Origin of the sequence: Arthrobacter pullicola (assembly GCF_014836875.1) — a bacterium.
Classification (GTDB): Bacteria; Actinomycetota; Actinomycetes; order Actinomycetales; family Micrococcaceae; genus Arthrobacter_B; species Arthrobacter_B pullicola.
This window is the reverse complement of record NZ_JACSQC010000004.1, coordinates 233,394-253,479: the sequence shown is the minus strand read 5'-3', so window position 1 is coordinate 253,479 and position 20,086 is coordinate 233,394. Positions and strand designations below refer to the sequence as shown.

19 protein-coding genes and 1 pseudogene are annotated in these 20,086 nt (G+C 66.8%); 8 read left to right on the top strand and 12 right to left on the bottom strand.

What is annotated here, in order from left to right; all coding sequences use genetic code 11:
• The first annotated feature begins 137 nt into the window (after positions 1-137).
• Positions 138-1,118 (top strand): ABC transporter ATP-binding protein, encoded by a 981-nt coding sequence (locus tag H9638_RS10055; RefSeq protein WP_191747043.1) that lies wholly within the window; start codon positions 138-140, stop codon positions 1,116-1,118.
• Complete coding sequence (locus H9638_RS10050; RefSeq protein WP_318241845.1) at positions 1,115-1,957, top strand: ABC transporter permease subunit; 843 nt, start codon at positions 1,115-1,117, stop codon at positions 1,955-1,957. The genes H9638_RS10055 and H9638_RS10050 overlap by 4 nt, the downstream gene beginning before the upstream one ends.
• Positions 1,958-2,034: 77 nt before the next feature.
• Here H9638_RS10050 and hemL read toward each other — a convergent pair whose 3' ends face one another.
• From hemL to hemE, 8 genes are all read right to left on the bottom strand, one after another.
• On the bottom strand, positions 2,035-3,351 hold the full coding sequence (gene hemL, locus H9638_RS10045) for a glutamate-1-semialdehyde 2,1-aminomutase (protein ID WP_191747042.1): 1,317 nt from the start codon (positions 3,349-3,351) through the stop codon (positions 2,035-2,037).
• Complete coding sequence (hemB, locus tag H9638_RS10040; RefSeq protein WP_191747041.1) at positions 3,351-4,334, bottom strand: porphobilinogen synthase; 984 nt, start codon at positions 4,332-4,334, stop codon at positions 3,351-3,353. Before hemB ends, hemL begins: the two co-directional genes overlap by 1 nt.
• Complete coding sequence (locus tag H9638_RS10035) at positions 4,331-5,284, bottom strand: uroporphyrinogen-III synthase (protein WP_191747040.1); 954 nt, start codon at positions 5,282-5,284, stop codon at positions 4,331-4,333. The genes hemB and H9638_RS10035 overlap by 4 nt, the downstream gene beginning before the upstream one ends.
• Before the next feature lie 22 nt (positions 5,285-5,306).
• Positions 5,307-6,260 (bottom strand): hydroxymethylbilane synthase, encoded by a 954-nt coding sequence (gene hemC / locus H9638_RS10030; protein WP_191747039.1) that lies wholly within the window; start codon positions 6,258-6,260, stop codon positions 5,307-5,309.
• Positions 6,260-7,456: a ferrochelatase gene (locus H9638_RS10025; protein ID WP_191747038.1), complete on the bottom strand. Its 1,197-nt coding sequence runs from the start codon at positions 7,454-7,456 to the stop codon at positions 6,260-6,262. Before H9638_RS10025 ends, hemC begins: the two co-directional genes overlap by 1 nt.
• The gene (gene hemQ, locus H9638_RS10020; protein ID WP_191747037.1) at positions 7,453-8,157 is read right to left on the bottom strand and encodes a hydrogen peroxide-dependent heme synthase; all 705 of its coding nucleotides are present in this window, start codon (positions 8,155-8,157) and stop codon (positions 7,453-7,455) included. The genes H9638_RS10025 and hemQ overlap by 4 nt, the downstream gene beginning before the upstream one ends.
• Before the next feature lie 71 nt (positions 8,158-8,228).
• Complete coding sequence (hemG, locus tag H9638_RS10015; protein WP_191747036.1) at positions 8,229-9,677, bottom strand: protoporphyrinogen oxidase; 1,449 nt, start codon at positions 9,675-9,677, stop codon at positions 8,229-8,231.
• Positions 9,678-9,679: 2 nt separating this feature from the next.
• A complete protein-coding gene (gene hemE / locus H9638_RS10010; RefSeq protein WP_191747035.1) occupies positions 9,680-10,741 on the bottom strand; it encodes a uroporphyrinogen decarboxylase in 1,062 nt (353 codons plus the stop codon).
• A gap of 168 nt (positions 10,742-10,909) precedes the next feature.
• Between hemE and H9638_RS10005 the strand changes: the two genes are divergently transcribed.
• A complete protein-coding gene (locus H9638_RS10005) occupies positions 10,910-12,256 on the top strand; it encodes a glutamyl-tRNA reductase (RefSeq protein ID WP_191747034.1) in 1,347 nt (448 codons plus the stop codon).
• A 26-nt stretch (positions 12,257-12,282) separates the two neighbouring features.
• Here the strand turns inward: H9638_RS10005 and moeB are convergent, their stop codons facing one another.
• The gene (gene moeB / locus H9638_RS10000) at positions 12,283-13,452 is read right to left on the bottom strand and encodes a molybdopterin-synthase adenylyltransferase MoeB (RefSeq protein WP_191747033.1); all 1,170 of its coding nucleotides are present in this window, start codon (positions 13,450-13,452) and stop codon (positions 12,283-12,285) included.
• A gap of 151 nt (positions 13,453-13,603) precedes the next feature.
• Between moeB and H9638_RS09995 the strand changes: the two genes are divergently transcribed.
• The 3 genes from H9638_RS09995 to H9638_RS09985 are packed head-to-tail and all read left to right on the top strand — an operon-like array spanning position 13,604 to position 14,798.
• On the top strand, positions 13,604-14,218 hold the full coding sequence (locus H9638_RS09995) for a TetR/AcrR family transcriptional regulator (RefSeq protein WP_318241844.1): 615 nt from the start codon (positions 13,604-13,606) through the stop codon (positions 14,216-14,218).
• 45 nt (positions 14,219-14,263) lie between these two features.
• Positions 14,264-14,488, top strand: coding sequence for a DUF3107 domain-containing protein (locus H9638_RS09990; RefSeq protein WP_191747032.1), 225 nt, complete (start codon positions 14,264-14,266; stop codon positions 14,486-14,488).
• 19 nt (positions 14,489-14,507) lie between these two features.
• Entirely contained in the window at positions 14,508-14,798 is a 291-nt protein-coding gene (locus H9638_RS09985; RefSeq protein ID WP_191747031.1) for a hypothetical protein, read from the top strand.
• An 11-nt stretch (positions 14,799-14,809) separates the two neighbouring features.
• Here the strand turns inward: H9638_RS09985 and H9638_RS09980 are convergent, their stop codons facing one another.
• Together H9638_RS09980 and H9638_RS09975 are read right to left on the bottom strand one after the other, a co-directional pair.
• Entirely contained in the window at positions 14,810-15,940 is a 1,131-nt protein-coding gene (locus H9638_RS09980; protein WP_191747030.1) for an SGNH/GDSL hydrolase family protein, read from the bottom strand.
• A 21-nt stretch (positions 15,941-15,961) separates the two neighbouring features.
• Positions 15,962-16,672, bottom strand: coding sequence for a ferritin-like fold-containing protein (locus tag H9638_RS09975; RefSeq protein WP_191747029.1), 711 nt, complete (start codon positions 16,670-16,672; stop codon positions 15,962-15,964).
• Between the two features lie 437 nt (positions 16,673-17,109).
• Here H9638_RS09975 and H9638_RS09970 point away from each other — a divergent pair, with 437 nt between their 5' ends.
• On the top strand, positions 17,110-18,774 hold the full coding sequence (locus H9638_RS09970) for a DEAD/DEAH box helicase (RefSeq protein WP_225217258.1): 1,665 nt from the start codon (positions 17,110-17,112) through the stop codon (positions 18,772-18,774).
• Between the two features lie 21 nt (positions 18,775-18,795).
• Positions 18,796-19,644 (top strand): annotated as a pseudogene (locus H9638_RS09965) (DNA-methyltransferase); the annotation flags it as partial.
• A gap of 278 nt (positions 19,645-19,922) precedes the next feature.
• Here H9638_RS09965 and H9638_RS16850 read toward each other — a convergent pair.
• Positions 19,923-20,054, bottom strand: coding sequence for a putative transporter small subunit (locus H9638_RS16850; protein WP_225217257.1), 132 nt, complete (start codon positions 20,052-20,054; stop codon positions 19,923-19,925).
• Between the last annotated feature and the right edge of the window lie 32 nt (positions 20,055-20,086).

Below are 20,086 nucleotides of genomic sequence, written 5' to 3'. Positions count from 1 at the left end.
TCGATTTCCCATCCGGGCGGCATTATTCTCAGGGCACGAATCGCCCCCGGAAATGTACCGGACCTGCTACATCTACAGGAACAGGCACCTTACGTACCGTCCCCCGGCCGATCCGGCCTGACCTTATAGGAGCCTTAATGCCGCCAGCGATCGAGACCGTTCCACCTGTGATCGAGACCCGGGCCCTGACCAAACGATACGGTTCAAACACGGCGCTCACCTCCCTGGATCTCGTTGTGCAACCTGGGACCGTTTTCGGTCTGATCGGTCCCAACGGGTCCGGGAAAACAACCACCCTGCGGATCCTGCTGGACATCGTCCGCCCGACGTCGGGAACCGCCGTCGTCCTCGGCTTATCCCCGCGAAACGGTGGTGCGGCCCTGCGTCGCAGGATTGGTTATATTCCCGGGGACCTCCGGCTCGACGGACGGATCCGGAGCGGAACGCTGCTGCGGCACTATGCCGAAATCAGCGCCCCGGTCCCCGCCGGCAGAATCGAGCTGCTTGCCGGGCGCCTGGACCTCGACCTGTCCCGGCCGGTACACACGCTTTCCAAGGGCAACCGGCAGAAACTTGGCTTGGTCCAGGCCTTTATGCACGATCCGGACCTGCTGATCCTGGACGAACCCACGAGCGGACTGGATCCGCTGGTCCAGCGCGAATTCCTCGATCTGGTGCGGGAGGCACGCGCAGCCGGACGCACGGTCCTGCTCAGTTCCCACGTACTCAGTGAAATCCAGCAGGCAGCGGACGTAGTGGCAGTGCTCTCCCTGGGCCGGGTGGTGGCGCAGGGAGATGTGTCCTCCCTGCGCCTTAACCGGCTCCGGCACGTCCGCGCGTCCGTGTCCGGGACGGGCCCGGACGTGCTGCACGGCGAGCTGGAACGCGCGGCCGGGCTGAAGGGGACCGTCACTGCCCAGGACGGCATCCTGCACATCCAGGGCACCCTGGAAGGAGGGGTTGACCCCTTCATTAAGATTCTTGCCGGTTACCGGGTCCTGGACCTGTCGGTGGAAGAGCCCGACCTGGAGGAATCCGTCCTGCGTCTCTACGGCAGGCCCGGGGAGAATCAGGCAGCGCCCTCGCCGGACGCGGATGGCCGGAGGGCACAGCCGTGAGCAGTGGAGAGCACACAGCCGTGGGCAGCGGGAAGGCCATCGCCTCCCCTCCGCTTCCTGTCTTCCGCCGTGCGGTGGTGGATACCTGGCGTTCCACGCTCGCCTGGACGCTCGCCCTATCCGCCGTACTGCTGCTGTATCTGCCCCTCTATCCGTCCATGAACGGGGCCGATATGCGGAACATGATTGAAGGCCTTCCGCCCGAACTGGTCAATGCCCTGGGCTACGAGGACATCCTTTCGGGGCCGGGCTACGTCCAGGCCACGTTCTTCGGACTGCTGGGGTTCGTTCTCATCACTGCGGCTGCGGTGTCCTGGGGAAGCGCTGCGGTTGCAGGGGCTGAGGAATCCGGGCGGCTGGAGTTGGTGCTCTCACACGGCGTAGGCAGGGGCCAGTACGCCTTGGAGTCGGCGCTGGGGATCCTGGTGCGGCTGCTCTGGTTCGCTGTGGTCACGGCGGTGCTGGTCCTGACCCTCAGCGGCCCCTCCGAGCTTGGGTTGGAGGCCGCGAACGTTGCAGCAGTGGAGGCATCGTGGCTGGGACTGGGCTATCTGGCCGCCAGCATCGCGATGGCAATCGGCGCCCTCACCGGCCGTCGGACCGCGGCGCTGAGCACCGCCGCGGGCGTAGCCGCCGCGGGCTATGTCCTGAACGCGCTGGCGAACCAGAACCCGGACCTGGACTGGCTGCGGACCTTCTCCCCCTATTCCTGGGCCTACCTGAACGATCCGTTGGCGGATGGCCCCGACCTGGCAGGGCTGGGACTTCTCGCCGCAGGGTGTGTACTTTTCACGGCGGTGACGGTGTGGGCCCTGGACCGCAGGGACATTCTCGGCTGATTACCTCACCGAGATAGCAGAAACTGCCCGTATCCGGTGCAATACGGGCAGTTTCTGTCATCTCGTTTCGGGTGAACCTACGGCTTGGCCGCGGCCGCCGCCTTGGCAGCTGCCGGCAGTGCGGCCAGGATCCGGTCCATGGCTGCGTCATCATGCGCGCCGGAGAGGAACCAGGCCTCGAAGACCGACGGCGGCAGGTAGACCCCGGAATCCAGCATGGAGTGGAAGAACGGCTTGAAACGGAATGTGTCCTGGGCCAGGGCATCGGCGTAGTTGTGCACACCGTGCTCCGCGGTGCCGAAGGCGATGCTGAACAGGTTCCCGGCACGCTGGATGCTGTGGTTCACGCCTTCCGCAGCGAGTGCATCGGAGACGGCCTGGGACAGCTGGGCCGAACGGGCATCAATGTTCGCGTACACCTCGGCGGTCGCGGCCTTGAGCGTGGCGACGCCGGCGGCCATGGCGATCGGGTTACCGGAGAGGGTGCCGGCCTGGTACACCGGCCCGAGCGGCGCCAGGTAGTCCATGACCTCGGCACGGCCGCCCAGGGCTGCCACCGGCATACCGCCGCCGATGACCTTGCCGAAGGTGTACAGGTCAGGCGCCCAGCCTTCGTTGGCACCGGTCAGGCCCCAGTATCCGGCCGGCGAGGTGCGGAAGCCGGTGAGGACCTCGTCCAGGATCAGCAGCGCGCCGTGGGCTGTGGTGATCCGGGACAGGGCGGCGTTGAAGCCGTCCGCGGGGGTGACGACGCCCATGTTGGCCGGGGCTGCCTCCGTGATGACGGCGGCGATGTTCGCGCCGTGTTCGGCGAATGCGGCTTCGACGGCAGCGATGTCGTTGTACGGCAGGACCAGCGTTTCAGCGGCGGTGGCTTCGGTGACCCCGGCGGAACCGGGCAGGGCCAGGGTGGCGACGCCGGACCCGGCCGAGGCCAGCAGGCCGTCGAGGTGGCCGTGGTAGCAGCCGGCGAACTTAATGACCAGGTTGCGGCCGGTGAAGCCGCGGGCCAGGCGCACGGCTGTCATGGTCGCTTCGGTGCCGGTGGAGACCATGCGGAGGCGTTCCACCGGCTTCACCCGGTCCATGACCAGGGCGGCGAGATCGGCTTCGGCGGGGGTCGAGGCGCCGAAGGACAGGCCCCGGTCCACGGCCGTGTGGACGGCGGCAAGGACATCCGGATGCGCGTGGCCGACCAGTGCCGGACCCCAGGAACACACCAGGTCCACGTATTCGCGTCCCTCGGAGTCCGTGACGTAGGGCCCCTTGGCTGAAACCAGGAAGCGCGGTGTCCCGCCCACCGATCCAAAGGCGCGCACGGGTGAGTTAACTCCGCCGGGCATCAGGGCGCGGGCGCGGTCGTAGAGCTCTTCGGAGGAGACTGTCTGGGTCATTACTTGCTTTCCTTCAGCCAGGCAGCCAGTTCGGCGGCCCAGTACGTGAGAATGATGTTTGCGCCGGCACGCTTGATGCCGAGGACGGATTCTTCAATGGCGCGGCGCCGGTCGATCCAGCCGTTGGCAGCCGCAGCTTCGATCATCGCGTATTCGCCGGAGATCTGGTAAGCCGCGACGGGGACCGGGGACATGGCAGCCACGTCGGCCAGGATGTCCAGATAGCTCATGGCAGGCTTCACCATGACCATGTCAGCGCCCTCTTCCAGGTCCAGTTCCACCTCGAGCAGCGCTTCGCGGCGGTTGGCGGCGTCCATCTGGTAGGTGCGGCGGTCGCCCTTGAGCTGGGAATCCACCGCTTCGCGGAACGGTCCGTAGAAAGCAGAAGCGTATTTTGCGGCGTAGGCGACAACAGAGACGTCCTGGAAGCCGGCGTCGTCCAGGGCCTGGCGGATCACGGCGACCTGGCCGTCCATCATGCCGGACGGGCCCAGGACGTGTGCGCCGGCGCGGGCCTGTTCAACGGCCATGCGCCCGTAGATTTCGAGCGTGGTGTCATTGTCCACCACACCGTTGGCGTCCAGGACGCCGCAGTGCCCATGGTCGGTGAATTCGTCCAGGCACACGTCGCTCATGATCACCAGGTCATCGCCGACCTCGGCGCGGACGTCGGCGATCGCCTTGTTCAGGACGCCGTCCGGATCGGTTCCGGCACTGCCCGTTGCGTCCCGGACCTCTGGAATGCCGAAGAGCATGATGCCACCGACGCCGAGTTCCACTGCCTGGGCAGCGGCGCGCTTGAGCGTGTCGGTGGTGTGCTGGAGAACGCCGGGCATGGAGCTGATGGGGTTCGGCTCGGTGAGGCCTTCCCGGATGAAGGCCGGGAGCACGAGTTCGGCGGGGTCAAGACGGTATTCGGCAGTCATCCGGCGCATGGCCGGGGTGGTCCGCAGCCGGCGGGGGCGGTGCTGGGGGAAGCTCATTTTGACGTTTTGCCTTCCGGTCGAGGGGAATGGGAAATCCTGTGTGCGTCCAGGGCCGCTTCAACGGCGTCGGCAATCCCTGCCGGCGTGGGCTCGGTGGCGGTGGCCTCCGGCGGGTGCCCGAGCTCAAGGAGCTGGCGGGCGGTGGGATCACCGATGGCTACCAGGACGGCTGCATCCGGCACCAGGGTGTCCCGGACGAACCGCCGCGCAGTGCTTGGCGAGGTGGCGACGACGGCGTGCGGTGCCGGTGCATCTCCGCTGCGGCAGGCCACGGCGAAGCTTCGGTACTGTTCCGGAGACAGTTGGGTGTGTGCTGCCTGAGCGGGGCTGCTCCCGGGCCCCGACACCGCAGCGCCCGGCTCCAGCCGCAGTTCCTCCGGTGCCGGGTAGTCGACTGTCTGGTAGGCGGTGACCGCGGAAACCTCCCAGCCGGCGTCGGCCAGGGTGGTGCGCAGGAACGGGTCGGCGATGTCAGCCTGCGGCAGCAGCAGCCGGTTCCGGCCGGTTCCTGGGGCGGGCCAGGCGGCGGCCAGTCCGCGCGCGGACTGGTCCGCTTCCGGCACCAGGTCGGCGTCGATTCCCTTCCCGGCCAGTGCCTGCCGGGTGGCAGCGCCGACGGCGGCAACCCGGGTGCCGGAAGTCAGCTGGGCCAGCGTGCGTCCGGAGTCTGCGGCGAACCGGTGCAATGCCCGGACGGTTGTTGCGGAGGTAAGGATGATCCAGTCGAAGGCCCCCTCCCCCAGTTCCTGCAGTCCGGCAGACACCGGGGAGGTGTCTGCCGGCAGCTGGAAGTCGATCAGCGGGAGCAGCCGGACCCGAGCACCGCGGGCCCGCAGTTCCGCCGCCATGGGACCCGCGCGGTCTGGGGTTCGGAGCAGCACCACATCCGCACCGGAGAGGGTTCCTCCGGCGGGGTTCGGTGCCGGCCTGGCGCGGTCGGTGGTCATCGGAGCCAGCCTCAGCTCTTCATCAGGACGCGAGTTCCGTCAGTTCCGCAGCGCCGGCGGCCAGCAGTTCCTCCGCCATGCGGATACCCAGGGCACGGGCGCCGTCCTCGTCGGCCTGCGACGTGGAGGAATAGCGCCGCAGCGTCCGGGCCCCGTCATCGCTGCAGACCACTGCTTCGAGCGCCAGGCCCTGTTCGGTAACGCGTGCCAGTGCACCGATCGGTGCGGTGCAGCCGGCTTCGAGCCGCGCCAGGAGAGCGCGTTCAGCGGTCACCGTCAGCCGGCTCGCGGTGTCGTCGTACGCTGCCAGCGCCCGGCTCAGCGGCCCCTCGGCGGCATCGGCGGTACGGCATTCCACCGCCAGTGCGCCTTGCCCGGGGGCAGGGAGCATCACGGACGGGTCGAGGAACTCGGAGACCATGTCCAGCCGGCCCAGCCGCAGCAGGCCGGCGGCGGCCAGCACAACGGCGTCGAGGTCCCCGGGGCCGCCGTCGACCAGGCCGGCCACACGGGCCAGCCGGGTATCCACGTTGCCGCGGATGTCGACGATCTCCAGGTCCGGCCGCGCGGCGCGCAGCTGGGCCGCACGCCGTGGGGAACCGGTGCCGATCTTGGCACCGGGAGGCAGCTGCCCCAGCGTCAGACCGTCCCGTGCGCACAGCGCGTCACGGACGTCCACCCGGGCGGGAACCGCGCCGATGGTCAACCCACCGGCTTCTGCCGTGGGCAGGTCCTTGAGCGAGTGCACGGCGACGTCGCAGTCACCGGAAAGCAGGGATTCGCGCAGCGCGGCCACAAATACGCCGGTGCCGCCGATCTGCGAAAGAGCTGCCCGGTTGATGTCGCCTTCGGTTTTCACCCGGACCAGTTCAACCTCGAAGCTGCCCAGATCGGACAGGGTTTCGGCGACCGTGGTGGTCTGGGTGACGGCCAGCGCGGAGCCGCGCGTGCCGATCAGGACAGGCGAATGCGCCACTACTTCACACCCACCGTGGAATCGGCACCGGCGATGGTCGGCTTTTCGCCGCGCAGGTTCGCGCAGCAGCCCGGCCGGCAGACGTCGTACCAGGGGCCCAGCTTCGTCAGGGCCGGCCGCTCGGTGATCGTGTTCTCCACCGTGCGTTCGCAGAGCAGGTCAACCAGCCCGGCCACGAACTTCTCGTGGATGCCCGGAGTTGGTGCGCGGTGCGCGGCCAGGCCCAGTTCGGAGCAGGTCTCCATGGCCTCAGTATCCAGGTCCCAGATGACTTCCATGTGGTCGCTGACAAAGCCCAGCGGAACAATAACGACGCCGTCGACGCCCTTGGCAGGCAGTTCAGCGATCGCGTCATTGATGTCCGGTTCCAGCCACGGGGTGTGCGGCGAGCCGGAGCGGGACTGGTACACCAGCTGCCAGTCCAGGCCGGCTGCTTCGGAAACTCGGTCCATGATGGCCCGGGCGTTGGCCAGGTGCTGCGCGACGTAGGCGCTGCCCTCTTCGAATTCGCGGTCACGGGGACCGGAGGCCTCGGCATCGGCCGTGGGAATGGAGTGCGTCGCGAAGAGGACTTCAATCTTCCCGTCTGCCTTGCCGGCGGCGGCCAGCTGTTCGCGGACCTTGGCCAGTGAATCCCGCAGGCCTTCAACGAACGGCTCCACGAAGCCGGGGTGGTCGAAGTACTGGCGGACCTTGTCCACTTGGAGCTTTTTGTCCAGCCCGGTGGCGATGAGGTTCATGCCCAGATCTTCGCGGTACTGGCGGCAGCTCGAGTAGCTGGAGTAGACGCTGGTGGTGACCATCAGCAGGCGGCGGTAACCGGTGGCATAGGCCTCCTGCAGGACATCCTTGATGTACGGGTCCCAGTTCCGGTTGCCCCACAGGACCGGCAGGTCGATTCCGCGGCGCTCGAGTTCGGCTTCCAGCGCCGCCTTCAGCGCACGGTTCTGCTCATTGATCGGGCTGATGCCGCCGTTGGCGCGGTAGTGGGTTGCCACCTCTTCGAGGCGTTCGTCGGGGATGCCCCGGCCGCGGGTGACGTTGCGCAGGAACGGAATAACGTCTTCCTGGCCTTCGGGTCCGCCGAACGAGGCCAGCAGGATGGCATCGTACTTGGCCGGGGCCATTTCACCGTTCTCATCAACCCCTTCAAAGGGATCGAAGCCGGCCTGGGTTTCAGGGGAAAGAGAAGTCATTTGAGCACCTCGGAAACTTCGGCGGCGGCGATGCGCCGGCCGGTGTAGAACGGAACTTCCTCACGCACATGATTGCGCGCTTCGGTCGAGCGCAGGCGGCGCATCATGTCCACGAGGTCCACCAGCTCCGGCGCCTCCAGCGCCAGGAGCCATTCCCAGTCACCCAGGGCAAAGGACGCCACCGTGTTGGCCAGGACCTGCGGGAATTCGCGGCCGAGCTTGCCGTGGTCGCGCAGCATGGCGCCGCGCTCTTCGGGGGGCAGCAGGTACCACTCGTAGGAACGGACGAACGGGTAAACACAGACCCAGGCTTCGGGGGCGATCCCGCGGGAGAAGGAGGGCCAGTGATCCTTGGAGAACTCGGCGTCGCGGTGCACGCCCATGGCAGACCAGGCGATTTCGGTACCGGAGAACAACTCCGAACGGCGGATCCGGCGCACTGCGGCCTGCAGCGCTTCGGGCTGGCTGCCGTGCAGCCAGATCATAACGTCGGCGTCGGCGCGCATCGCGGAGACATCGTAGATGCCGCGCAGGGTGACGTTTTCCGCGGCCAGGCCCTGTTCCAGGACTTCGAATTCATTGAGGGCATTCCCTGTTGCCTCGCGCGGAAGTTCAGACCGCTTGAAAACGGTCCAGAGCGTAAAGAACTGTTCTTGTGTTTCGGCTGTGACAGATGCAGTCTGACCCATGGGCTCACTCATGTTTAACAGTCTGCCGCGTTGGGCAGACTTAGGCGAAATGCGAACTTCTACATGTCGTAGAACAACATCAATTATTCCACGGTTTGGATAGCCTCCGCGAGCCGCGCGCACCGGTCCCGGGTATCGGCAGTGACAGCGGCCAGTCCTGTTCCGGCGAGCCAGGCTCCCACCACCTCCAGGCCGTCGACGCCGGCAACGGCCGAGCGGACGGCGGCTACCCGGTCCGCGTGCCCGACGGCGGCGGAAGGCAAAGCTCCCACCCAGCGGACAACATCCCAGCCGATGACATCGGCTTCCTTCACCGGCGTCTGCAGAAGCGCTGACGCGTCTTCAAGGGCCGCCGCGAAGAGTTCATCATCCGGACGCAGGGCCGTGGTGTCGGCTTCCTCCCCCGCGCCGAGGCCCCGCCCGTAGGACAGGCGCAGCACATGCGTGCCGGGTCCGGTGGAATCCGCGAGCCACTGCCATTTTGCGGTGGCATGGGTCAGGGCCTTGGCCTGGACCGATCCGGCGTCGCGTGCCACGAGCACACCGGTGCCGCGCGGCATCGCATCCAGTTCCGGCTGGTCCACAACCAGGGTTACCAGCGCCACGCCCGGCCCGGGCCCGGGGCGGTAGGCAGCCAGTTCAGGCACCACACCATCCAGCAGATCCACGGCGGCCGGCCCGTCCGTGGCAACCACTACGGCATCGGCGTCCAGGCACCGGTCCCCGGCGGTAATCCGGAACCCTGTTCCCGCCCGTTCGATGCTTCCGGCCGGCGTGCCCGTCAGCAGCTGCACGCCGCGGGCCGTGAGGTCTGCAGTCAGCGCCTGGGTCAGCGTGCCCATGCCGCCTTTCAGCGAGGCAACGGTGGACCCTGCCGGAGCTGCCTTGCGCATGGCACCGACGGCGGCGGACAGCGAACCGTGCTCCACCATGGCCTTCCGCAGTCCGGGCGCCACAGAATCGACGTCGAGCACGTCCGGATCCGCGGAGTAGACCCCGCCGACCACGGGGGCGACCAGCCGTTTCAGGACAGCCTCACCCATCCGGGCGCGCACCACCTCCCCCAGGCTCATCTTGTCCTTCCGCAGCAGCGGAGCGACCGGCAGCACCCGGTCCAGGGCAGCGCGGGCAACTCCCACCCGGCCGATCGCCTTGACGATTTCGTCAGCGCGCGGATCCGCCGGAATACCCAGCAGCCCGCTCTGCGGCATCCGCTGCGCGGACTGAGCCAGGTCGGATCCGCCCAGCTGCAGCCAGGCGCCGCCCGGGTGCGGCTGGACGATGTTCCCCGCCAGTCCCAATTCCTCAATCAGGGTGGGCACTGCCGGGGACCGGGTGGCGTAGGACTCGGCGCCGCTGTCCAGGCTCAGCCCGGCGACCTGGTGGCTGCCGACGCAGCCGCCGAAGCCGTCCCCGGCTTCGAGGACGGTGACCTCCAGCCCTTCGCGGGAAAGGTCACGGGCGGCGATGAGTCCAGAGATTCCGCCGCCGATGACGACGGCGGACCGAGGCGTGGGTGCGGCACCGGGCATGATTACGGCTCCACCGAATGAATGAGTTCCACGACCCGCGTCAGCACCTCCGGGTCGGTTTCCGGCGGCACGCCATGCCCCAAGTTCACGACGTGGCCCGGGGCGGAGGCTCCGGCTGCGAGCACGCCGCGGACGTGGGCTTCCAGAACCTCCCACGGCGCCGAGAGCAGTGCGGGGTCAATGTTCCCCTGCAGCGGCACAGTGCCGCCGAGGCGCCGGTTGGCCTCATCCAGCGGCAGCCGGTAGTCGACACCTACGACGTCGACGCCGACGTCCCGCATTGCGGCCAGCAGCTCGGAGGTCCCGGTACCAAAGTGCACCAGCGGCGCCCCCAGGTCACGGACGTGGTCCAGTGCCCGGGCGGATGCCGGTGCGACGTGGCTGGTGTAGTCCGCCAGGCTGAGGGAGCCAGCCCAGGAGTCGAACAGCTGGCCGGCGCTGGCACCGGCTTCCAGCTGTGCCCGCAGGAACATGCCGGAGGCATCAGCGGCCCAGTCGGTCAGTGCCTTCCACGTCTGCGGGTCGCCGTGCATCATGGTGCGCGGACCCAGGTGATCGCGGGACGGCCGGCCTTCCACCATGTAGGCGGCGAGGGTGAACGGGGCCCCCGCGAAACCGATCAGCGGCGTCTTGCCGAGCTGGTCCACGGTCAGGCGCACAGCTTCCCGGATCGGTTCCAGGGCCGCCTCCGTCAGCTGCGGCAGGGCCGCGACATCGGCGGCGCTGCGGATCGGCGATCCGAGCACGGGACCCACGCCCGGAACAATGTCCACGTCCACTCCGGCCAGTTTGAGCGGGATCACGATGTCGGAGAAGAAGATACCCGCGTCGACATCATGCCGGCGCACGGGCTGGAGGGTGATTTCAGAGGCCATCTCGGGCAGCAGGCAGGATTCAAGCATGCCGGTGCCTTCGCGCAGCTTCCGGTACTCCGGAAGCGACCTCCCGGCCTGGCGCATGAACCAGACAGGCCTCCGGGACGGAGTTCCGCCGCGGTAGGCGGTGATTAGCGGGGAATCGGCCGTGCGGCCATCCATGAGCGGATGAGTGGCGCTGAGAGTCATGCTTTTGATTCTCTCCAAATTTCCGGCGGAAGGATAACCGGGCGCGGCACCGGGCCTCCCGGGGCCGGTCCTGCCGTGCCGTTTGCGTCCTGGATCACCCGTCAAATGTGCGCCTTCGGGGCCTCCGATGCCACCGAATGCGGTTTGCGTGGCTACTATTAAGCCACTGTGGTACTTCTTTCCCTTATCGCGACACACTCTGACGTAGACCTGGAAACCGTTGCCCGGCTTAGTGCTGGCGCGCCCAAGGTCCCTTCCTCCCTGCTGGAAAGCGGCCCGGCTGTGTCGGGGGCGGTGGTTCTTGCCACCTGCAACCGGTTCGAGGTGTACTGCGAGGCCCGCTCCGAAGCGGACGTCGAGGCCGCCCGCTCGGCAGCGATCGCCGAAATCAGCCGGCACTCGGGACTGGACGAGGATCTGGTCTCCCGGTCCTTCACCACCAACACCGGCCAGGACGTGGCCAAGCACCTGTTCGCCGTCGGCGCAGGGCTGGACTCCGCCGTCGTTGGTGAACGCGAAATTGCCGGCCAGGTCCGCCGCGCCCTGATCGAGGCGCAGGAAAAGGGAACCGCCAGCGGCACCCTGACCCGGCTCTTCCAGACTGCCTCCCGCACAGCCAAGGATGTTGGTGCGCTGACGGCGCTGGGCAAGCGCGGCCTCTCCATCGTCTCGGTGGCGCTGGAGCTGGCCACCGATCTCTCCGAGGACATCGACTGGCGGAACAAGGCAGTCGTCGTCTTCGGCACCGGCGCCTACGCCGGAGCCACCATGGCCCTCCTCAAGGAGCGCGGCTGTACCGACATTTCCGTCTATTCATCCTCCGGCCGCGCTGAGTCCTTCACCGCTTCGCGCGGCGGAACTGCACTTGACGGAGCCTCCCTGGCACCCGCCGTGGCCCGTGCCGACGTCGTGATCGGCTGCTCCGGCTCCGAAAACCAGGTTAGTGCCGAGGACATCCGCCGGGTCCGGGCGGGCAATGAGAAGCCCCTGATCATCATCGATCTTGCCCTGACGCATGACTTCGATCCTGATGTCCGGGAAATCGAGGGCGTCGACCTCATCACCCTCGAATCCGTCCGGCTGGCAGCCCCGGCTGAGCAGGCCGAATCCCTGCAGCAGGCCAACCGGATCGTTTCAGACGCAGCCCAGGCGTTCTCCGAAGCCCAGCTGAGCCGCGAGCTCGATTCCGCCATCGTCGCCCTGCGCCGGCACACCCTCGACGTGCTGGACAAGGAACTGGAGAAGGTACGTGCCCAGCACGGCTGTACCGGTGCTGCTGAGGAAGTCGAATTCGCGATGCGCCGGATGGTCAAGGCGCTGCTCCATGTACCGGCCGTCCGTGCCCGTGAACTGGCTGCCAGCGGCCAGCAGGAGGAGTACGTCCGCGGACTCGAAGCCGTGTACGGGATCACTGTCGAAAAGACCGCGGACGGGCAGTCTGCCCCGCTCAAACCGCACGGCGCAGCGGCGCTCGAATCAGACGGCGAGGATGCCGGCCACAGCCGGTCCGCCTAGCTCCTGCCTCCGCGGATCCGCTGCACCTAATAGACAGGCTTGTGCGGCTCCACTTCGCGCACCCAGTCCAGGACCCCGCCGCTGACGTTGAAGGCGTGCTCGTGCCCCCTGTCCCGCAGGAATGCGGTGACCTCCGCCGAACGCCCCCCTGACTTGCAGTGCACGTACACAGTGCGCTGCGGGTCCGGAACCACGGTCCCGGCGAGGATCCCTGCCCGCGGAACCAGGTCCGCCCCGTCGATGCTCACAATGTCGTGTTCCCCGGGCTCACGAACATCCAGCAGGTCGAAGTCCGCGCGGCCTGCCCTGCGGTCGGCCAGCAGCAGGGCCAGTTCCGCAACGCCGATGCTCGGGACCGTGCCGGAGTCCCCGGCCGGGACAAGGCCGCAGAAGGCTTGGTAGTCGATGAGTTCCGTGACGGGCGTCCGCTCCGGGTCGGGCCGCAGGCCAACCTCCCGCCAGCTCATGTCCAGGGCGTTGAAGACCAGAAGCCGGCCCAGCAGCGTGCGTCCCGTTCCGGTGATGAGCTTGATGGCTTCGTTGACCATCACGGATCCGATTTGGGCACACAGCACCCCCAGGACACCGCCCTCGGCACAGGAGGGCACGGCCCCTGGCTCAGGCGGCTCGGGATAGAGATCCCGGTAAGTCGGCCCGTGCGCGCCCCAGAAAACGCTCACCTGCCCATCGAAGCGGAGGATGGATCCCCAGATATAGGGCTTGCCCAGGATTTCTGCGGCATCGTTGACCAGGTATCGGGTTGCGAAGTTATCCGTGCCGTCCAGGATGAGGTCATAACCGGAGAAAATCTCCAGGACATTTCCCGCATCGAGGTGTGCCTCGTGCAGGACAACCTCCACGAGCGGATTCAACGCCTGCACTGCGGCACGGGCGGACTCTGCCTTGGAACGTCCAACATCTGCCGCCGTATGGATCACCTGGCGCTGGAGGTTGGACGCTTCCACGGTGTCCTCGTCCACAATGCCCAGCGTTCCCACCCCGGCCGCGGCCAGATACAGCAAAGCAGGCGATCCCAGCCCTCCGGCGCCGATCACCAGCACCTTGGCGTTCTTCAGCCTCAGCTGTGCCTGGACGCCGAATCCGGGCAGAATGAGGTGGCGTGAATAGCGTTCTGCCTCATCACGGGTCAGTTCCGGCGCCGGATGGACCAGCGGTGGCAGCTCAGCAGTGCTCATGTCCTCCAATCTATGCCCCCTGGCGGATTGAATTCGAGAGCTGCGCCACATGAGGTGCCCCGATCCCTTCCCACGCGGTTACCCGTGGGTAAACTGTTGTTCCATTACGCCGGGTGCGGAACCCGGATGAATTCTGAGAGGCCCAACACACGTGAGCAACCAGCCCGCCGGCAAGTCCACCCGGCTCCCCCGGGAAGAACGCCGCAGGCAGTTGATGCAGGCGGCACAGGAAGTCTTTGTCAGCCACGGTTTCCACGGTGCAGCCATGGATGAGATCGCTGAGACGGCCCAGGTCAGCAAACCGGTGCTCTACCAGCATTTTCCCGGCAAGCGCGAACTCTACCTGGCCCTGCTGGAGGACCACCTGGGCACGCTGACCCGGTTCCTGCAGACCGCGCTGACCTCCACGACGGATAACAAGCTCCGGGTCCGCGAAACCATGCGGGCCTACTTCCGTTTTGTGGCCCAGGACAGCCAGGGCCACCGCCTTGTCTTTGAGTCGGATCTGACCAGCGACAAGGAAGTCAGCTCACGGATCGAAGAATTCAATGCGCGGTTCGCCAGCGATATCGCCGATGTCATCGCCGAGGACACCAAGCTCTCCCATATCGAGGCAACGCTCCTGGGCCGCGCCCTGGCGGGAATGGCGCAGGTCAGCGCCCGCTACTGGCTGGAGACCGGCGGCGATCTGGACATCGATGCCGCAAGTGAGCTGGTCTACCGTTTAGCTTGGCGCGGAATCAGCCGTTTCCCCAAGGAAATCTAGAGTAGATTTCATTCCACTGAGTTCATTTAAACAGGAGGCACCACGGTGGAAGTAAAGATCGGTATCCAGAACGTCGGACGCGAGATCGTGTTCGAGTCCGGGCAGAGCGCCGACCAGGTCGCCGACACCGTCGCCGAGGCCATTAGGGACTCGAAGGAGCTGCGCCTCTCGGATGAAAAGGGACGCCTCATCATGGTTCCGGCGGGTGTCATCGGATATGTCGAAATTGGTGCAGAGGAAGTCCGCCGCGTCGGATTCGGCGCCCTCTAGGCCACCCATGCTGGAGTTGATGCTTACCGCTGCCGGCACTGCCGCCGCCGGTTTCATCGTTTGGGGTGCCGACCCGCGCAGGCAGCGGTACGGCGTTCTCCTGCTGCCGGGGATCTCCCTGGCGGCAGGGCTCCTTGCCTGGATCGTCCTGCAATTCTCCGGAACCAGCGCCAGCCTGGATTACGCCTGGCTGACCTGGGCTGTTCCCGTGGCCGTTGGCCCGGCAGCGGCCATTGCCGCTGCCCTGGTTGTTGTTCCCCCGCGCAGCGCACGGGACAACACCGAACTGAACCGCATCCTGAAGCTCTGAACCGTTGATGGCTAAGGCCGTGGGCGGTCCAGTATCCCCTTGAGCTCACGGGCGAAAACCGGTGCCGCGGCATCATGGCCGGCCTTTGTCAGGTGTACCCCGTCATCCAGTTTTGAACCGAGCCCATACCTGCTCCACCAGTCCTTCAGGCTCAGGAATTCCAGCTGCTGTTCCGCAGCCACCCGCCTCATGAGGTCATCGATTTCGCCGCGGCGCCCGCTGCCGCTCCCGATGACGCCGGCGACCACGATCCGGGACTCGGGATACGTGCGCCGGATCTCCCGGATCAGCTGGATGGCATTGTGCCTGATCGCCTGGTTGCTGGGGCCGAAGGCGTCGTTACCGCCGCCCTGCAGGATGACCAGTGCGGGCTTCCCCCAGGGCAGCAGCCATTCCTCACCCTCAAGGGCCTCAGGGTAGCTGTCCACCGTCCCGTTGCCGCGGGTGTAGCCGGTCCCGCCGGCGCCAAGAATCACCGGCGCGAAGCCAAGCGAAGCCAGCCCCTTCCCCACCCAGGTGTCCTTGCCTGCCTGCGAGTCGCCGATGACGACGGCGGATTTTTCCACCCCGGGATCGTAGGCCATGACCCGTCCGAGGCGGGGAACGTACATGAGTGAGCCCTTTTGGAAGTCGGTGCGGTAATCCCCGCCGAACCGGTATTCGGAAGACGTGGGCCAGCCGAGCTGGGTGCGTCCGGATGCCATCCATCTGGTGAACACCTCCGTCCGCAGGGCACGGGTGCCGGAGGCAGCGGACCACACCACAGTTTCCGCCCCATGGGACCAGGTGCATCCTGGCCCCGGAAGGGAACAGTCAGGATCGGCGCTGGCTTCAGCCAGCGGCCGTCCGGCGTCCCCACGCAGCTCCGCGAAGCGCAGCATGGCGGCCCAGGCCACAGCGGGAACGCCGGCGGGCGGCGGAACCGGACCAGCGTTCGTATCCACAGGCTTGGCTGTGATTTGCACCGGATCCCTGACCGGCGGCTCTCCTGCCGGCTGTTCCGCCGGCGGAGAAGCCGGGATTTCTGCGGCAGCCGGCCCTGCCGGAGCGGCCGCACCACAGCCGGCCGCACCCGCGGCAAACGCCAGCACTGCCGCAGCGGCGAGGGCCCTGCGCAGCGGGCCGATGATTTTTCCTGTCATATGTGCCCCCCCGGCGTACTCTCAGGCGGTCAGGCCCAGCAGGGACATACGTCGGGAATGGTTGCGGGTGAGTTGGCTGAACAGGTCCCGGACCTGGGCGTCGTACTCCTCGCCGCTGAGCGCATCGGCCAGCCCCTTGGGGAAAGTCCGCTCGATCACCACCCGCTGGGCTTGGGTCAGGGCTTCACCCACCAGCCGCCGGCCCCAGAGCGCAAGCCGGGACGCAAGCCGCGGATCGTCTTTGAGGGAACGCTGCAGGCGGTCGAAGAGCACTTCGCCCGGAGCTTCGCTGCTGCCATGCAGGGAGGAGATCAAGGCGCTGCTTTCCGGATCCAGCCGGGAACCGAGAGCCGCATAGAAGTCATCTGAGATGGCGTCCGTGACGTAGAACTTCATGAGGGACTCGTACCAGTCCCCCGGCCGTGTGCGGTCGTGGAAGGCGTCCACTGACTGCTGGAAGGGTGCCATGGCCGTTTCCGGGTCAGCCCCCAGGCCCTCAAGATGCCTGCTCACGCGTTCGAAGTGAGCATATTCCCGCACGGCCAGCCGGCCCAGCGTGGCCCTGTCGTGCAGAGTGGGTGAGAACCGGGCGTCAGAGGACATCCGCTCGAAGGCGGAAAGCTCACCATAGGCAATAACACCAAACAGGTCGGTCAGGAACTGCTGATAGGCCGGTGACGTCACGGCTGCGGAGCCCTGTCCGCTGGCCGCAGGTGGCTTGTTCTCGCTCATATGCCCAGCGTACCGGTGCGCCCCGGCCTGCGGACGCGCGGCACTCCCGGCCAGTCAATCTCCGTCCTCCCGGGAGCGGGCCGCCGGACGCCGCGGAGCGTGGGAGGCCCGCCGGCCTTCAATGCGGCCCGCTGCGGCCATACCGGGTAGACTGGGATGGTAGTAAATGGATGCCCGGTCGTTCCCATCATCTTGAAGAGCCAGTTGTATGTAGTTGTATATATATGCACCAATCTGGTTATAGACCCGCAGTACCTACGCGATCTTGATATTTCCCGGCCACTGCCTTTGCCGAATGCAGTTGGAGTGGCCAGCAGTTGTTAGCCCGCGATCGGCTTCCGCTGGACGCATCACCTGCGCGCCGTCCGCTCCGGGACGGGCTTTACGCCCTCTCGTCGAGCGCGGCCGGCAGCGATGCCTAACTGAACGGTATGTAATTGAACACTGAACTTTCACAGGTCGGCGATGCACATTTGACCGCCGATGACAGCAACGAAGAACTCGATGTAGCCGAGACCCTGGCAACCACGGAAGCAGCTGCGGAAATCCCCGAACTGACGTTCGCGGATTTCGGCGTGCGTGCAGACATCGTGGAGTCCCTGGCTGACGCCGGAATCACCCATCCCTTCCCCATCCAGTCGATGACCCTTCCGGTCGCACTCGGCGGGCACGACATCATTGGCCAGGCCAAAACCGGCACGGGCAAGACCCTGGGCTTCGGCATCCCCGCGCTGCAGCGTGTCATTGCCCCGGCTGATGAGGGCTACGCGGACCTCGCAGTGCCCGGCGCCCCGCAGGCCCTGATCGTGGTTCCGACCCGTGAACTGGCCGTGCAGGTGGCAGGTGACCTCACCACCGCCGCCCGCCGCCGCGGCGCCCGCATCGTCACGATCTACGGCGGACGTGCCTACGAGCCTCAGATCGAGGCCCTGGCCGCCGGCGTCGAAATCGTCGTCGGAACCCCCGGCCGCCTGATCGACCTCTACAACAAGAAGCAGCTCTCGCTGAAGAACGTGCGGATTGTTGTCCTCGACGAGGCCGACGAGATGCTGGATCTCGGCTTCCTGCCCGACGTCGAAACCCTCATGGCTGCCACCCCGGCCGTACGCCAGACGCTGCTCTTCTCCGCCACCATGCCCGGCGCCGTCGTTTCCATGGCCCGCCGCTACATGACCAAGCCCACCCACATCCGGGCAGCAGATCCGGATGACGAAGGCTTGACGAAAAAGGACATCCGCCAGGTTGTCTACCGTGCCCACAACCTCGACAAGAGCGAAGTTGTGGCACGGATCCTGCAGGCCAAGGGCCGCGGCCGGACCATCATCTTCACCAAGACCAAGCGCACCGCCGCGAAGCTGTCCGAGGAGCTCGTGGACCGCGGGTTCGCCGTGGCCGCCATGCACGGCGATCTGGGACAGGGCGCCCGCGAGCAGGCCATGCGTGCCTTCCGCAACGAGAAGGTGGACGTCCTGGTTGCCACCGACGTCGCCGCCCGCGGCATCGACGTTGATGACGTCACCCACGTCATCAACTACCAGTGCCCCGAAGACGAAAAGACCTACCTGCACCGTGTTGGCCGTACCGGCCGCGCCGGCAACAAGGGCACCGCGGTCACGTTCGTGGACTGGGACGATGTCCCCCGCTGGGGCCTGATCAACAAGGCCCTGGGCATGGACCAGGCCGAGCCGGTTGAGACCTACTCGTCTTCTCCGCACCTGTACACCGACCTTGATATCCCCGAAGGCACCAAGGGCCGGCTGCCCCGCAACAAGCGCGTGCTGGCCGGAATCGACGCTGAGAAGCTCGAAGACCTGGGTGAAACCGGCAAGTCCGGCGGACGGCGCCCGGCCCGCTCTGATGCAGGCTCCGATTCCCGCTCCCGCGGCGGACGCAGCTCCGACGGCGGCCGCAGCGGTGACCGGACACGCGCTCCCCGCGACGGTGCCCGGCGCCGCAGCACTGATAAGGCACCCGCCGCAGCTGAAGAGGCAGCACCGGCCACCGGGAGCGAAGCGCCCAAGGCTGACCGCCCGCGCCGCAACCGCAGCCGCACCCGCCGCCGCAACGGCGAAGTGGTCAGCAAGGCTCCCGCAGCCGAATAGGGCGGGACTTTTGCGGCACGGATGAGCACAACTACCTGGACGCCGGACGGCGGGTCGCTGGTGGTCCACGCAGACAATGCGGACTACCTGCCGACCTTGCCGGACGGCGCCTTCACCATGATCTACGTCGACCCCCCGTTCAATACGGGCCGGGCACAGCGGCGCCAGCAGACCACCATGGTCCGCAGCGTCGACGGCAGCGGCGACAGGACCGGATTCAAGGGCCGCAGCTACACCACGGTCAAAGGCCTGCTGTCCAGCTACGACGACGCCTTCGAGGACTACTGGGCGTTCCTTGAACCGAGGCTGGCAGAAGCGTGGCGCCTGCTTGCCGACGACGGCACGCTGTACGTGCACCTGGATTACCGCGAGGTGCACTATGTGAAGGTAATGCTGGACGCCCTGTTCGGCCGCGACTGCTTCCTGAACGAAATCATCTGGGCCTACGACTACGGCGGCCGGGCCAAGAGCCGCTGGCCGGCCAAGCACGATAACATCCTTGTCTACGTCAAAAACCCCAATACGTACCACTTCGACAACGCGGAAGTCGACCGTGAGCCCTACATGGCTCCCGGATTGGTGACTCCGGAAAAGGTGGCGCTGGGGAAACTGCCCACGGACGTCTGGTGGCACACCATCGTTTCGCCCACGGGCAGGGAGAAGACCGGCTACCCCACGCAGAAACCGGAAGGTCTGCTCAGGCGTGCCGTGGCCGCCAGCAGCCGGGAAGGTGACTGGGTCCTGGACTTTTTCGCAGGTTCCGGAACCCTGGGTGCCGTCGCCGCGAAGCTCAACCGGAAATTCGTCTGTGTGGATGCCAACCCGCAGGCGATCGAGGTGATGGAGCAGAGGCTGGGGCACGCTGCCGCCGTCGTCGTTCCGGTGAAGCCCAAGCCCGTGAGGAAGCCCAGGCCCGTCCGCGCCCGGGCCAAACCCGCTCCGCAGCCAAAAGCTGCTGCCGCAGGCCCCTCGGCCGCTGTGAGTCCAGCGGCCGCGCTGACCGTGGACGTGGACGTGGACAGCGTCGACGCCGGCTAGCCTGACCCGGCGAATTCAGTGCCAAAGGCGCCGCAGTGCCAGGATGTGTTCCTGGCACTGCGGCGCCTTTTCGCGCAGTTCAAGCCTCCGCCCTGTGGGGCGGCACCGGCTTAGATTATGCGGCGTCCCTCCCGGCGGGCTTCGGCCCAGTCCCGGAAGAATCCGCGGCAGATGACGGCCAGGGTGCCGGCCACAATGACCGGCCAGATCAGGACATAAACGGTAAGCCAGAAGACTGTCATGGGTGATTCACTCCTTGTAAACGGTGCGGGTC

Bases quoted from the DNA above. Each gene is read 5' to 3' on its own strand.
- hemG (WP_191747036.1), bottom strand. From the start codon at position 9,677: ATGCCCGGTGCCGCACCCACGCCTCGGTCCGCCGTCGTCATCGGCGGC.
- H9638_RS09980 (WP_191747030.1), bottom strand. From the start codon at position 15,940: ATGACAGGAAAAATCATCGGCCCGCTGCGCAGGGCCCTCGCCGCTGCG.
- hemL (WP_191747042.1), bottom strand. From the start codon at position 3,351: ATGACCCAGACAGTCTCCTCCGAAGAGCTCTACGACCGCGCCCGCGCC.
- H9638_RS10035 (WP_191747040.1), bottom strand. From the start codon at position 5,284: ATGACCACCGACCGCGCCAGGCCGGCACCGAACCCCGCCGGAGGAACC.
- H9638_RS10055 (WP_191747043.1), top strand. From the start codon at position 138: ATGCCGCCAGCGATCGAGACCGTTCCACCTGTGATCGAGACCCGGGCC.
- hemB (WP_191747041.1), bottom strand. From the start codon at position 4,334: ATGAGCTTCCCCCAGCACCGCCCCCGCCGGCTGCGGACCACCCCGGCC.
- hemE (WP_191747035.1), bottom strand. From the start codon at position 10,741: ATGACTCTCAGCGCCACTCATCCGCTCATGGATGGCCGCACGGCCGAT.
- H9638_RS10025 (WP_191747038.1), bottom strand. From the start codon at position 7,456: ATGACTTCTCTTTCCCCTGAAACCCAGGCCGGCTTCGATCCCTTTGAA.
- H9638_RS09985 (WP_191747031.1), top strand. From the start codon at position 14,508: ATGCTTACCGCTGCCGGCACTGCCGCCGCCGGTTTCATCGTTTGGGGT.
- hemQ (WP_191747037.1), bottom strand. From the start codon at position 8,157: ATGAGTGAGCCCATGGGTCAGACTGCATCTGTCACAGCCGAAACACAA.
- H9638_RS09975 (WP_191747029.1), bottom strand. From the start codon at position 16,672: ATGAGCGAGAACAAGCCACCTGCGGCCAGCGGACAGGGCTCCGCAGCC.
- H9638_RS16850 (WP_225217257.1), bottom strand. From the start codon at position 20,054: ATGACAGTCTTCTGGCTTACCGTTTATGTCCTGATCTGGCCGGTCATT.
- moeB (WP_191747033.1), bottom strand. From the start codon at position 13,452: ATGAGCACTGCTGAGCTGCCACCGCTGGTCCATCCGGCGCCGGAACTG.